The sequence below is a fragment of the Rhodovulum sp. HP10 genome (assembly GCF_047553435.1).
Classification (GTDB): Bacteria; Pseudomonadota; Alphaproteobacteria; order Rhodobacterales; family Rhodobacteraceae; genus Rhodovulum.
Genome location: NZ_CP180201.1, coordinates 3,035,078 through 3,048,587, shown reverse-complemented (window position 1 = coordinate 3,048,587; position 13,510 = coordinate 3,035,078). Strand labels below are relative to the sequence as shown.

Sequence of the window (13,510 nt, the reverse complement as noted above, 5' to 3'; positions counted from 1 at the left end):
GTCAGTTCTCCTCTTCCCGGGCGACCCGGCCTGCGGGACCGGCGATCCCGTAGCGCTCGAGCTTGGCCCGCAACCCCACCCGCGACAGGCCCAGTTCGGCGGCCGCGCGGCTCTTGTTCCAGCGATGGCGGGTCAGCGTCTCGCGCAATATCCGCATCTCCATCAGTTCGACCCGGTCCTTCAACGTGCCCTCTGCGCTCAGCACGGCCTCGGCCGAGCAGTCGGCGCCCTCCTCCCCGGGCGGCGCCTGCAGGATGTGGCGCGAGATCAGGTCGGCGCCCAACACGCCGTCGCGGGCCATCACCAGCATCCGCGCGATCTCGTTCTTCAGCTCGCGCAGATTGCCGGGCCAGTCGTAGGTTTCCAGGAATTCCAGCGCCGCCTCGTCGAGCCCATGCACCGGCTTGCCATGGGCCTGAGACAGCTCGGCCAGCTTGGCCTGGGCCAGAAGCGCGATGTCGCCGCGCCGGGCGCGGAGCGGCGGCACCGCGATCTCGCCCGCCGCCAGCGCATAATACAGATCGCCCCGGAACCGTCCCTCGGCCACCTGCGCCTTCAGATCGGTGCCCGCGCCGCAGATGAGCCTGAGATTGGTCGCGACGGTCTCCTGCCCGCCGACCGGCGTGAAGGCGCCCTCGGTCAGGACCCGCAAAAGCGTCAGCTGCAGCCCGGGCGGCGCGGTCTCGATCCCGCCGAGATAGAGCGTGCCCCGATCTGCCTTCTGCATCAGCCCGATCCGGGCGACGCCCCCCGCCAGCACGCCGCGCTTCGCGCCCATCAGCTCGATCGCGGCCAGATCCTCGGGCAGACCGGCGAGGTTGAGATCGTAGAACGGCTTGTCCGAGCGGAGCGAGGCATAATGCATGGCGCGCGCCAGCTGCGCCTTGCCGGTGCCGGGCTCGCCCGTCAGCACCACCGGCAGATCGAAGCCGGCAAAGCGGCCCGCCATCTGCACCACCGCGCCCATCGGCGAATTCGCCGCGCGCAGCACGGTCTCGAAGCCCATGCCCTCGCGCAGCGCCTTTCGCCGCTTCTCGACGCGCGATTCGGCCGTGGTGGCCAGAAGCCGCATCTCGAGCGCCATCCGCGCGTTCTCGCGCGACAGCCGGAACAGCCGCGCCGCGTTCCGGGCCGCGATCAGAAGCTGGTCGGGATGCCAGGGCTTGGTCAGGATCTGGTGGATGCCCGCCTCGTTGATCGCCGCTACCATCGCCGCGCTGTCGGTATAGCCGGTCACGATCAGCCGAAGCGTCTCGGGCCAGCGCTCGCGCACCTCGGTCAGGAATTCGACGCCGCTGCGGCCGGGCATGCGCTGGTCGCAGAAGATCACCTGCACCCATTCATCCTCGAGGATCGCCAGCGCCTCCGCGGCATCGGCCGCGGTCAGCACCTCGAACTCGTCCTCCAGCGCCATCCGCATCGCCGCCAGCGAATGCGGCTCGTCATCGACGAGCAGCACCGCCGGGCGGGGGCTGGCAGGCGCCATCAGACCGCGGCCCCGGCCGCCTTTCCGGTGCATAACGCATCGAGCCAGTCGAGCCAGGCCTGCATGCCCTCGCCGGTGCGGGCCGAGACCCGCAGGATATCGATGCCCGGATTGACCCGCCTGAGATTGGCCTCGTAGAGATCGAGGTCGACATCGCAATGCGGCGCCAGATCGGTCTTGTTCAGGATCGCAAGCCGGGCAACCGTGAACATGTCGGGGTATTTCAGCGGCTTGTCCTCGCCTTCCGTGACCGAGAGGATCGCCACCTTGGCATCCTCGCCCAGATCGAACCCCGCCGGACAGACCAGATTGCCGACATTCTCGATGAAGAGCAGCGCGCCGCGGGCCAGCTCGAGATGGTCCATCGCATGGCCGACCATATGGGCATCGAGATGACAGCCCTTGCCGGTATTGACCTGGATCGCCCGCGCACCGGTGGCGCGGATGCGGTCGGCATCGTTCGAGGTCTGCTGATCGCCTTCGATCACCGCCAGCGGCCGTTGGCCCAGCATCTCGATGGTGCGGCACAGAAGCGTCGTCTTGCCCGAGCCGGGCGAAGAGACCAGATTGACCGCAACTGCCCCCAGCGCCCTCAGCACGCGGCGATTGCCGCTGGCGATGGCGTCGTTCTTGGACAGGATGTCCGTCTCGATCTCGATCAGCCGGGATTGCGACAGGCCCGGCACCGAGACCCCGGCCGCGCCCTCGCCGTAATGCAAATCGCCATGCTCGCCATGATGGTGGTGATCATGGGCGTGATCGTGGGGATGATGGTGGCCCCCATGCCCATGGGCATGGGTATGGGCATGCCCCTCTGCCTGCCCTTCCACCGTTGCGTCGCCGCAGCCGCAAACCGTACACATCACACCACCTCAATATCCTTGATCCGCATTTCGTCGCCCGCGACCGGCATCAGCTTGCCGCCGCCGCAGCGCGGACAGGGGTCGAGCCGGTTGTCGATCTCGACCTCGACCGCGCAATCGTAACACATCGCCCGGCCCGGCAGGTCGATCATCTCGAGCCGCGCGCCTTCGGCGGGGCTGCCCCGCATCACCACATCGAAGGCGAATTCCAGGGCCGGTTTCTCGACACCGGCAAAGCGTCCGATCTCCAGCCTGAGTACACGAACGGTCGCAAAGCCATGCGCCCGGGCCTGATCCTCGACGATCCCGCGAATACCCTCGCAAAGCGACATCTCATGCATCGGCGGTTTCCTCGAACTGAACGGGCAGGCAGGGATCGAGAATGTCGACGACAAGCGGCGCCAGCGCGCCCCGCGCCCGCGGCAGGCTGGCCAGCGACCGCTCGAGCACGCCCCCCGGGGCCAAGAGATGATCGGTCGGCGTCCAGCGGCGGAAGGATGAGACCCGCCCCTCGCAGACCCTGGCCGAGAGCGCGCAGAGGCCCCGGGCCGTCGGCACCAGGACCGTACCGCCGGGCCGAAGTTCGGCCCCGGGCGCCAGAGCGCCGGTCAGACAGGCCTCGAGATCGACGAGCCGCGCCGCCGCGCGCCAGAGCGGACCGCGCCCGAGCCGTGCCTCGATCCCGGCCAGAAGCGGATTGTCGCGGTGGCGCAGCCAGGGCGAATTTTCCTGCGCCGCTCCGCCCGCGAGGCTCTCTGCGGTCGACTCCGGCAGATCGGCCACCGCCTCGCCCGGCCCGAAGCGCGCGGCGATCCCGGCCAGAACCGGGGCCACCCCCAGCCCCGAAGCAAGCCAGTCGCTCAGCGCCCCGGGCCCGGGGCAGCCGCCGGCCGGGCCGAAGACGGCCTCGGCCATCCGCCCCTGTGCCGGCAGCGGCGCGGGCGGAAGCCCCAGGCGCCTCGGCCAGAACACGAAGAAGCGCATCAGATGCTCGCGCAGGATCTCGTCGGCCAGCGCGGCCCGGTCGCCGGGCCGGACCGGCAAGCCCAGCACCGCGCGCGCGCCGAGCGATTGCGCGGCGCGGCAGAGACCGAAGAGGCGCGGCAAAAGCGCTGCGGCCTCCTCGGGCCTTCGGTTCAGAAGCAACGCCTCGACCGGGACCGGGGCCGGCGGCACGATCCGGGGACCGGCTGCCCCCAGGGCGATATGAAGCGCCGCCGTCACTCCCCCGGCGCTTCCGGGGCCAGCCCGCCCGAAATCACCGCGCGACGGGTCGGCGCGACGGGCGCCTCATCCGCAGCCGCGTCCCCGCAGGCCGGTTCGGCCGCCGCAAGCTCGGCCTCGCGGGTGCTGCGGATATCGGCGGCACGGTCGGTCTCCTCGCGGTTCTCGGCCTTGAACAGCTCGACCGTCACCGCACGGGCGACATCGACGGCCTGAAGCTGGCTGGCAAAATCCGTCATCGGCGAGAACAGAGAACAGGCCTTGTAGCCGCCCACCATGGGCCGGACATTATGAATGAATTCGTAGCTGCCGGAGGGGAAGTCCAGCACCTCCTTTGCCCCGGGCGTCAGGTCAGACCAGTCCTCACCCTCGGCTGGCAGGAGGAACAGGTTCATGAACCAGGGCGCCACCAGCACCCCCAGCGGGCGCCCCCTGTAAAGCGCGAACCCGACCGCCTCGACATGCAGCGAGCCGTTGACCAGCGGCACGTCGCGCATCTTGCCATGCCAGATCTCGCGGAACTCGGCCTCGAGCGCGGCGACGCGCCCGGCCAGCCAGGCAGCCCGATCCGCGGCGCCGGGATCGTCCCGGACCATGAACTGCGCCGCCGGCGCGTCGCAGGTCGGGCAGGTCCAGTCCCCGGGCAGCGCGGCAAAGGGGGTCCCGGGCAGGATCTGGCGGAACTCATCACCCAAGGCCGGGTCGTAGACCGTCCAGCAGATCTTGCATTCCATCACCGCGGCCGGGCTGATCCGGTCGGCACGGCCGCCATAGCTGCCCTCGAAACCTTCGAAACCCGCGCTCACCGGATCGCCTCCAGCACTTCGCGGAGGCGCGCGGCACTGTCCGTCAGATCCTCGGAGGCCGCCAGCACCACCTCGGGCATGTCGGTCACCTCGAAGGTGTCGAGGATCAGGCTGTCCATCGAGTTGAAGAACTGCACCCGCCAGACATTCGGCGTGGCGGTGGCCGAGACCCGGCAATTGCCATAGCCGCGCGACAGGATCGTGACCGCCCCCGTGCCCAGCGCCGCGTCGAGCCAGAGCAGATCGCCCTCGGTATGCGGCAGCAGCGTGAGATTGACCACATGCGGCGACGCGCCCTTGCGCCAGGCCTGCGCGTGATCGAGAAGCTCGACCAGAAGCGCCGGGGCATTGACGACATCGGGCCCCTTCGGCGCGTTCTGCCCCAGCGCCGCGGCTTCGGGCGCGGCAATGAGGCGGGCACAGGCGGGCACCGCACCGACCTCGATCCGGTCGACGCCCGCGCCCATCACCCGCCAGACCCCGGCAAAGACGCTTTCCTGCGCCGCGACCGGGGAGATGCCGCCAATGCGAACCGAGACCTCGCCCTGGCCCAGCGTCTCGGTCAGCAGGCGACGGGCCTCCGGCGGCAGGCCGGTCAGCTCGAACGCTTCGCCCTCGCCCGTCGCGGCGGCGCGGTCGGAGGCGACGGCGAGCTGCGCAAGCAGGGCCAGCGCGGGGCCCGCCGCATCGGCATCGGAGATCTCGGGCAGATGCGGGGCATAGGTCCGCATGCCAGAAGGCATCTGCATGTAGCCCAGGTCGTCGTCGGCGGGTTGCGAACCCGGGCCGAAGCCGGTCGGGGGCAGGTGGAAATTCGAAACCATGCGGTCCTCCTCAGGCTTCGGTCAGCGACAGGATATGCGCGGTGCGGGTCAGGTAATCGTCCCAGTCGCGGATCTTCTGGATATCGCCCAGCAGCCGCCCCTCGCGGTAAAAGACGAACCCCGGCGTCTTCAGCGCCCGGGTCGCCTGGCGCAGCCCCGCCTCGATCGCATCATCGACGATGGCGCAGTCGAAGGCGTCCTGAAAGACCTGTCGCAGCTCGGGCAGGATCACGGCCGCATCGGCGGTCTCGAGATTACGCACCGGATCGCCCGGCACGAACAGGCAATGGGCGCCCGGCGCGCCGGTGAAGGCCTCGAGCTCGGCCATCGAGGACAGCCGCGGCCAGCCGAGGTCGGTTTCGAGACGGGCGATCAGCGGGTGGGTCATGACGGTCATCCCTGGGCAGCGCCGGCAGCAAGCGCGGCCTGCAGGTGGGGGGGAAGGGTCGGCTCGCGGGTCTCGAGATCGGCAAAGGCATCGCCCGCCGAACCGCCCGCCATCACCGCGCGCAGCCCTTCGAGCGCGGCAAGGATCTTCCGCGCCTCGTCGGGATCGAGCCGCTCGCGCGCGGCGCCGAGAAAGGTCAGCACCCAGTCGCCGGGCCGGATTTCAGGGGTCAGCGACACATCGATCAGCGTCCCGTCCTCGGTCCGCCCGACAATGCCCTCGACCGCGCTCAGCCGCATCGGCTCGCCCACGCACATCAGCCGGCCCGCCCCGTGTCGTCCGCACCCGGAAAGAAGCGCTCGTCACCCGAGCGGCAGGCAAGCTCGGCCGCAGGGCGACCGGCCTCATAGGCATCGCGCCGGATCGAGGGATCGGCCAGATCGGCCGAGGCGGTGCGGCCCGGCCGTGCCGCGACACCCCAGCGGGCCAGCTCGGCCAGCGCCTCGGAAAGGGCCTCGGGCAGACGCGCGGCGACCGTCGGGGTCAGTCCGCCGCCGTAATCCTCCAGCTCGGCGGGCTGGCACCCGATCAGGGTCATCCGCGACGGCAGGCAGCCGACCAGCGCAGCCGTGGCCAGCACATCCTGAAAGCCGGTCTGGTGCAGGCTCATCTTCTTGGCCCCCATGAAGGCAGGCACATCGGCATCACGGACGATCTTGAGCGTGCCCGGCGGCAATCCGTAATCGACCGCATCGAAGATCAGGAGATCCTCGGCCTCCTCGAGGAAGGGCAGCAGATAAAGCCCCTGGGTGCCGCCATCGAGCAGCCGCACCCCGGCCTCGAAGGCATGGCTCTCGGCCAGCGCCTCGAGGCAGCGGGGCCCGAAGCCCTCATCCGCCCAGAGGACATTTCCGATCCCGAGGATCAGCGTGAGGCGGTCAGTCGCGGCTGGCATTGGGTCCTCCTTCGGCCGGCGCCGGCAGCGGGGCGGTTCTGCGCCCCGCTGCCGGCGAAAACAGGTTTCTCAAATACGGCGGAAAGGCCCTGACGGGTCCGTGCCTCTCCGGTCCGTCGCGGGACAGAGCCCTGCCACCTGGCGCGCCCGCCCGTCCTTTCCCCGAAGCCGCGGGCGCAGCAGCGCCCGAAGCCCCGGGATCTTGCGGCCCCTCACTCCACCCGGTTGTCCTTGAAGGTCCGCCAGCCGGAAATCATGGTGGTGATCATCGACTGACGCGACATGATATCTTCGCGGATCGCCGCATAGATGTGGAAGATCGCGAAGAGCGTGATCGCCCACATGCCCAGATGGTGCAGCGTGTGCAGCCGCTGGGAGTTCCCGACCAGCCCCAGCACCCAGCCGAACATGCCGTCGAAGAACGAGCCCTGCCCCGCCCCTTCGGCATACAGCGCGAAGCCGGTGACGATCATGAAGGTCATGCCCAGCGTGATGAAGGTGAACATCGCGAAATGGGCCAGCGGGTTGTGGCCGATATACTTCTTCGGCTCCTTCTCGAGAAAGGCATACCAGCGCGCCTCGAAGATCATCTCCTTCCACCAGCGCTTGCGCCAGACCGGGATGTAGAACAGCTGGCGCGCATGCCGGTTGCCGACGAAGGCGAAGTAGATCCGGCCCAGGAAGGCGACCGTCAGGATCATGCCGGCGGCGAAATGGGCAAAGCGGATATAGCCGAAGACGAACTGGTTCGTGGCCTCGGAAATCTCCATCGTCGGCGGCGGCGAGCCGATCAGGTAGCCCGTCACGATCAGAACGGTGATCGCCAGCGCGTTGACCCAGTGCCAGATCCTGACCGGCATCTCGTAGACATAGATGGCAGTGCGCAGTTGCAGGCTCTCGATATCCTCGGGACGGGCGCCGCCTGTCAGCCGCGCGGCCTCCAGCGGGGTCGGCGCCTCGGGGTTCGGGATATGGATCGGAATGTCGGTCCTGTCCTTGGTGCTCATGGCCGGTCCCTCACCCTGCCAGAAGCCAGGCGCCCGAGGCGACCAGCGTGCCGCCCGCCGCACTCCGCAGCATCCGGGCCGCACGCAGATCGGACAGGCCGCGGGCAAGCGCGATGCCGATCAGGTGCAGGGCCGCGGTCGACAGCAGGAAACCAGCCAGATAGGCCAGCGCCGCCCCGCTCGCCTCGGAGGCATGGGCATGGCCGTGGCAGATGCCGAAAAGCGCGATCGCCGCAAGGGCGCCGCCCGTGAGCCAGCGCGGCTGGTCCTGACGGGCAAGAAGCGCGAGCAGGCCGAACACCGCGACCGAGGCCGCGATCATGCCCTCGACACCCGGCAGCGGCATCCCCGCCCAGGACAGGGCGGCCCCCGCGATCATCGCCCCCATGAAGGCAGCCGCCCCGGCCCAGACCCGACGTCGCAGCGCAAGGCCGGACCAGAGCCCCACCGCCAGCATCGCCAGCAGATGGTCGGCCCCGGTCACGGGATGCAGCATCCCGTGCATCAGCCCCGAGGGAGCCCCCTGCCCGGTATGGGCCAGCGCGGGCCCGGCCAGGGCAGCCAGGGCCCCGGCAAGCAGATATTTCCTCATCCTCGTCTCCTCCCTCAGCGAACCTTGACCCGGGTCAGTTCCTGCCCGTCCGGCGCCATCACATGGGTCGAGCAGGCCAGGCACGGATCGAAGCTGTGCAGCGTGCGCAGGATCTCGACCGGCTCGTCCGGACGCTCCATCCTGGTGTTCATCAGCGCGGCCTCGAAGGCGCCGATATTGCCGGCGGTGTCGCGCGGGCTGCCGTTCCAGGTGGTGGGCACGACGCATTGATAATTCTCGATCCGCCCGTCCTTGATCTTGATCCAGTGGCCCAGCGCGCCGCGCGGCGCCTCGGTCATGCCGACGCCCTTGGCCTCCTTCGGCCAGGTCTTCGGCTCCCATTTCTCGACATTGGCGGTCGCGGTATCGCCGTTGCGGCAGGTCGTGATCAGCTTGTCGAAGAAATGCTTCTGCAGCCGCGCGCAATAATCGGCCTCGAGCGCGCGGGCCGCGGTGCGCCCCAGCGTCGAGAACAGCGCATCGACCGGCAGATCCATCGTGCGCAGAAGCCCGTCGACCTGGCCCTTGATTTCCTCATGGCCCTGGGCATAGCCGACGACATAGCGCGCCAGCGGCCCCACCTCCATCGCATGGCCCTTCCAGCGCGGCGCCTTGATCCAGGAGTACTTGGCGGCCTCGTCGAGCTCCTGGATATTGGTCCTGGTCCCCTTGGCATTGGGCCCAAGCTCGAATTTCGGCTCGGTCACGCCATCCCAGGGATGCAGGCCCTTGCCGGGGGTGCCGTAGGTATACCAGGAATGGTCGACGAATTCCTGCACCTGCTCGGGGTCGCGCGGATCGACATCGAGCACTTCGTTCATGTTGCCGTTGACGATGGCCCCGCGCGGCAGGTGCAACTGCTCGGCCGAGAAATCGTTGGGGTTCTCGGGAATGTCGCCATAGGCCAGCACCGCCTGCCGCGACAGCCCGCCGCCATAGAGCCAGTTCTTGTAGAAACCGCCGATGGCGACGACATCCGGGATATAGACGTTCTTCACGAAGGTCATGCACTGGTCGATGATGGAGCTGACCATGTTCAGCCGCTCCATGTTGATCGCGCCGACCGCGCCGGTGCCGTCGATATTGATAGGACAGGGCACGCCGCCGACCAGCCAGTTCGGATGCGGGTTCTTGCCGCCGAAGATGGTGTGGATCTTCACCACCTCCTTCTGCAGGTCCAGCGCCTCGAGGTAATGGGTGGTGGCCATCAGATCGGCCTCGGGCGGCAGCAGATAGGCCGGATTGTCCCAGTAGCCGTTCTTGAACAGCCCCAGCTGCCCGCTTTCGACGAATTTCTTCAGCCGGTTCTGCACGTCGCGGAAATAGCCCGGGGAAGACAGCGGGTGGCTGGGCGAGACCGCCTGCTGCAGCTCGGATGTGGCCTTCGGGTCGGCCCGCAATGCGTTCACGGGGTTCACCCAATCCAGCGCATGCAGGTGGTAGAAATGGACGATATGGTCGTGGATCTGCAGGTTCAGTTGCATGATGTTGCGGATCGAGTTGGCATTCTGCGGGATCGAGATCCCCAGCGCGTCCTCGACCGCGCGGACGCTGGTCAGCGCATGCGTCCCGGTGCAGACGCCGCAGATGCGCTCGGTGAAGGCCCAGGCATCGCGCGGATCGCGGCCCTTGAGGATCACCTCGAGCCCGCGCCACATGGTTCCGGTCGAGACCGCGTTGCGGATGATGCCCTCGTCATCCACATTCACCTCGCAGCGCATGTGGCCCTCGATCCGGGTCACCGGGTCGACGACGATGCGGCGGCCGGTCGTGTCGAGGTCGAAGCCGTTCGGAGTGGCGACCATGGCTTACACCTCTTCTTTCTGGGTACTGTCCTGGGACTTCTTCTGGGCCCGCTTCAGGGCCGAGGCGGCGATATGGGCGGCGATGCCCGCGCCGACCGCGCCGGCCGCGGCAAAGCCGATCTGGTCGGCCGTGGCCTCGATCCCGAACTGCTTGATCGTGGTGAGCCGGTCGTAGAACGAGCCCTGGTCCCAGAACCCGTCCTCGGAACAACCGATGCAGCCATGGCCCGACTGGATCGGGAAGCTCACGCCCTCGTTCCAGCGCACGGTGGAGCAGGCATTGTAGGTGGTCGGGCCCTTGCAGCCCATCTTGTAGAGGCAATAGCCCTTGCGCGCATATTCGTCGTCCCAGGTCTCGACGAACTGGCCCGCGTCGAAATGCGGGCGACGGTAGCACTTGTCGTGGATGCGCTGGGAATAGAACATCTTCGGCCGCCCCTGGCGGTCGAGATCGGGCATGCGGTCGAAGGTCAGCATGTAGGTGATCACGCCGGTCATGACCTCGGCGATGGGCGGGCAGCCCGGCACCTTGATGATCGGCTTGTCGGTGATGACCTTGTGCACCGGGGTCGCACGGGTCGGATTCGGCGCCGCCGCCTGCACGCAGCCATAGGAGGCACAGGCCCCCCAGGAGATGATCGCCTTGGCATGTTCGGCCGCGTGGCGCAGCTGCTCGACGAAGGGCTTGCCGCCGATGATGCAATACATCCCGTCCTCGTTCAGCGGCGGGTTCCCCTCGACCGCGAGGATGTAGTTGCCCTTGTATTTCTCGATCGTGTCTTCCAGCGCGGCCTCGGCCGCATGGCCCGCCGCCGCCATCAGCGTGTCGTCATAATCGAGCGAGATCATCGACAGCACGACATCCTTGGCCAGCGGATGGGCCGAGCGGATGAAGCTTTCCGAGCAGCAGGTGCATTCCAGGCCATGGACCCAGATCACGGGCGTTCTCGGCTTGGTTTCCATCGCATGGGCGATCTTCGGCACGAAGGCGGGCCCGAGGCCAAGCGCCGCCGCTGTCAGCGAACAGTATTTCATGAAGCTGCGCCGGGTGATCCCCTGGCGACGCATGACCTCGTAGAAGGTTTCGATTTCAGCCAAGTCGGTCCTCCCATCCCATGACCCCGGGCGCCGGCGGAAGCGGCGGCTCAGTATGCCAGTGCATGCGAGCAAATCTCCGCCTATCGGAGCAAGGTTTTCCTCAGCATCCTTAAAATCGTGTTAATTTCTTTTTATTTCATTTACTTAACAAGCTTAGCCCTATCCTCTGCCGAGGATTTGGCGAAAAGTTTCTTCCCGATTTTTCAGAATTCCGGTAAAAAACCTTCCGCCTGCGGCAATTCGCCGGCTGCGGCAATAACGGCCTGCCCCAGCGCCAACCCGCCGTCATTCGCCGGAGTTTCCCGATGGATCAGCACCTTGACCCCCTGCAAGGCCGCAAGCATCTCGGCCAGAAGCCGCGCGTTCTGGAAACAGCCTCCCGACAGGGCAACCGCCCTTGCGCGGCCGGTCTCGACCAGGGCGCGGGCAGGATCGGCGAAGGCACGCGCAAGCCCGGCATGGAACCGGGCCGAAATGAGACAATGGGCCAGTCCGGCCTCGATATCGCCTGTCATGGCCCGGATCGCCGGAGCCGGATCGAGGCCGGCAAAGCGGTAGGGCCGGTCCGCCGGACAGCCCTCGGCCAGGGACTCCAGCCGCATCGCGGCCTCGCCCTCATAGCTTTGCCGCCCGCTGCAAAGCCCGAGCGCCGCGGCGACCGCATCGAAGAGCCGGCCGGCCGAGGAGGACAAGGGCGCGTTCAGCCCCGCCCGCGCCGCCGCCCGCAGCGCGGCACGCGGCCGGTCGGCGAGCCACCGGTCGGCGTGCCCGGCCAGCCCCGCCGCATCGAGCCGGACCAGCAGATTGCGCCATGGCTCTCGCGCGGCGGCATCGCCCCCGACCAGCGGCACCGGTGCCAGATGCCCGACCCGCTCGACGCCGCGATACTCCCCCAGCAGGAGCTCTCCGCCCCAGACCGTCCCGTCGGGGCCGTAACCGGTGCCGTCCAGCACGATGCCAGCCACCGGCCCGCCCGCGCGCGGCCAGCCATTCTCGGCCAGGCAGGCCGCCAGATGGGCGTGGTGATGCTGGACCTCGATGACAGGCAGGCCAAGGCTCCGGGCATGCTGCGTCGTGCGATAGCCCGGATGGGCATCGCAGGCGACCAGCGCCGGACGGTGATCGAACAGCGCGCGGTAATCGGCGATGGCACGCGGGAAGGCGTCCCAGCTGTCCGCCGCGTCGAGATCGCCCAGATGATGCGACAGCAGCGCCTGCCCACCCTTCACGAGGCAGATCGCCGATTTCATCTGCCCGCCCAGCGCCAGCACCTGCGGCGCATGCTCGAACCCCTCGGGCAGCGGCATGGTTCCGGGCACCCGCCCCCGCGCCCGGCGCAGGACCATCGGCGGCTCGGCCCGCTCGACGCTGTCATCGAGCCTGCGCGCGATCTCGCGGTCATGCAGCAGCACGGCATCGGCAAGGCCGCCCAGCATCGCGCGGACCTCGTCATTTTCCACCGCCTGTGGCGCCCCCGACAGATTGCCCGAGGTCATCACCAGAGGCCGCGCCACGGCCGCAAGCAGCAGGTGGTGCAGCGGCGTATAGGGCAGCATCACGCCCAACCGCGACATTCCCGGCGCGACCGCCCCGGGCAGGGCGCCGGTGCCGGTGCTGATGCCGGGCACAAGAACGATGGGGGCGGCCGGATCGCGCAGCCGCGCCAGATCGGCGGCCGACGGTCTGCAGACTGCCGCCAGATCGGCCTCGCGCAGCATCAGCGCGAAGGGCTTGGCCGGACGGCGCTTGGCGCGGCGCAGCCGGTCGAGCGTCGCCGGGTTGCCCGCATCGCAGGCCAGATGAAAGCCGCCGAGCCCCTTCACCGCAAGGATGCCCCCCTGCCGCAACAGGTCCGCCGCCAGAGCCACCGGATCGCCCGCGGCAACCACGCCTGCCATCCGTTCCAGCCAGAGCCGGGGGCCGCAATCGGGGCAGGCGATGGGCTGGGCATGAAAGCGGCGGTCGGCCGGGTCGTCGTATTCGGCGCGGCAGGACGCGCAGATCGGGAAGGCCGCCATTGTGGTCTGCGCCCGGTCGTAGGGCAGCCCGCGCAGGATGGTGAAACGCGGCCCGCAACGGGTACAGTTGGTGAAGGCATAGCCCTGCCTGCGGCCACCGCCCGCGATCTCGGCCAGACAGTCCGGGCAGGTGGCGGCATCGGGGGTGACGCGGGTCTGGGCGCCCCCGCCCCGGCTGGCGGCGATGGCAAAGCCGTCGGGGAGGGCATCAAAGCAGCGATCCTGCGCCTCGATCGCGTCGATCCGCGACAGGCCCGGCGCCCGGGCGGATAACGCGGCCTGAAAGCCCACGAGATCGCCCCCGGCCGCGCGGATCAGCACTCCCTCGGCATCGTTGAAGACCTCGCCCACCAGGCCGAATTCCTGCGCCAGTTGCCAGACGAAGGGCCGGAAGCCAACGCCCTGCACCTGGCCGCGCACCCGGATCTCGCGGCCCGGCACCAT

Annotated in this window: 14 protein-coding genes; all 14 read right to left on the bottom strand. The window is 68.6% G+C overall.

What is annotated here, in order from left to right:
• Position 1 precedes the first annotated feature (1 nt).
• The 14 genes from ACK8CO_RS14325 to hypF all read right to left on the bottom strand — a co-directional run bounded on the left by ACK8CO_RS14325 (position 2) and on the right by hypF (position 13,510).
• On the bottom strand, positions 2–1,486 hold the full coding sequence (locus ACK8CO_RS14325; RefSeq protein ID WP_414897057.1) for a sigma-54-dependent transcriptional regulator: 1,485 nt from the start codon (positions 1,484–1,486) through the stop codon (positions 2–4).
• A complete protein-coding gene (hypB, locus tag ACK8CO_RS14320; RefSeq protein ID WP_414897056.1) occupies positions 1,486–2,349 on the bottom strand; it encodes a hydrogenase nickel incorporation protein HypB in 864 nt (287 codons plus the stop codon). The genes ACK8CO_RS14325 and hypB overlap by 1 nt, the downstream gene beginning before the upstream one ends.
• Positions 2,349–2,690, bottom strand: a complete 342-nt coding sequence (hypA, locus tag ACK8CO_RS14315) for a hydrogenase maturation nickel metallochaperone HypA (protein ID WP_414897055.1) — start codon at positions 2,688–2,690, stop codon at positions 2,349–2,351. The genes hypB and hypA overlap by 1 nt, the downstream gene beginning before the upstream one ends.
• Positions 2,683–3,573: a hypothetical protein gene (locus ACK8CO_RS14310; RefSeq protein ID WP_414897054.1), complete on the bottom strand. Its 891-nt coding sequence runs from the start codon at positions 3,571–3,573 to the stop codon at positions 2,683–2,685. The genes hypA and ACK8CO_RS14310 overlap by 8 nt, the downstream gene beginning before the upstream one ends.
• Positions 3,570–4,307 carry a [NiFe]-hydrogenase assembly chaperone HybE gene (gene hybE / locus ACK8CO_RS14305; RefSeq protein WP_414899029.1) on the bottom strand — a complete coding sequence of 246 codons (738 nt, stop codon included), beginning with the start codon at positions 4,305–4,307 and terminating at the stop codon, positions 3,570–3,572. Before hybE ends, ACK8CO_RS14310 begins: the two co-directional genes overlap by 4 nt.
• A 68-nt stretch (positions 4,308–4,375) precedes the next feature.
• On the bottom strand, positions 4,376–5,203 hold the full coding sequence (locus ACK8CO_RS14300) for a hydrogenase expression/formation protein (protein WP_414897053.1): 828 nt from the start codon (positions 5,201–5,203) through the stop codon (positions 4,376–4,378).
• 10 nt (positions 5,204–5,213) lie between these two features.
• Positions 5,214–5,591 carry a hydrogenase accessory protein gene (locus ACK8CO_RS14295; RefSeq protein WP_414897052.1) on the bottom strand — a complete coding sequence of 126 codons (378 nt, stop codon included), beginning with the start codon at positions 5,589–5,591 and terminating at the stop codon, positions 5,214–5,216.
• Positions 5,592–5,596: 5 nt separating this feature from the next.
• Positions 5,597–5,908: a HypC/HybG/HupF family hydrogenase formation chaperone gene (locus ACK8CO_RS14290; protein ID WP_414897051.1), complete on the bottom strand. Its 312-nt coding sequence runs from the start codon at positions 5,906–5,908 to the stop codon at positions 5,597–5,599.
• Positions 5,908–6,546 carry a HyaD/HybD family hydrogenase maturation endopeptidase gene (locus tag ACK8CO_RS14285; protein ID WP_414897050.1) on the bottom strand — a complete coding sequence of 213 codons (639 nt, stop codon included), beginning with the start codon at positions 6,544–6,546 and terminating at the stop codon, positions 5,908–5,910. The genes ACK8CO_RS14290 and ACK8CO_RS14285 overlap by 1 nt, the downstream gene beginning before the upstream one ends.
• 212 nt (positions 6,547–6,758) lie before the next feature.
• Positions 6,759–7,553 carry a Ni/Fe-hydrogenase, b-type cytochrome subunit gene (gene cybH / locus ACK8CO_RS14280; RefSeq protein ID WP_080617237.1) on the bottom strand — a complete coding sequence of 265 codons (795 nt, stop codon included), beginning with the start codon at positions 7,551–7,553 and terminating at the stop codon, positions 6,759–6,761.
• Positions 7,554–7,563: 10 nt separating this feature from the next.
• A complete protein-coding gene (locus ACK8CO_RS14275; protein WP_414897049.1) occupies positions 7,564–8,145 on the bottom strand; it encodes a HupE/UreJ family protein in 582 nt (193 codons plus the stop codon).
• 14 nt (positions 8,146–8,159) lie between these two features.
• Positions 8,160–9,950 (bottom strand): nickel-dependent hydrogenase large subunit, encoded by a 1,791-nt coding sequence (locus ACK8CO_RS14270; RefSeq protein ID WP_414897048.1) that lies wholly within the window; start codon positions 9,948–9,950, stop codon positions 8,160–8,162.
• A 3-nt stretch (positions 9,951–9,953) separates the two neighbouring features.
• On the bottom strand, positions 9,954–11,048 hold the full coding sequence (locus ACK8CO_RS14265) for a hydrogenase small subunit (protein WP_080617240.1): 1,095 nt from the start codon (positions 11,046–11,048) through the stop codon (positions 9,954–9,956).
• Between the two features lie 203 nt (positions 11,049–11,251).
• Complete coding sequence (gene hypF / locus ACK8CO_RS14260) at positions 11,252–13,510, bottom strand: carbamoyltransferase HypF (RefSeq protein WP_414897047.1); 2,259 nt, start codon at positions 13,508–13,510, stop codon at positions 11,252–11,254.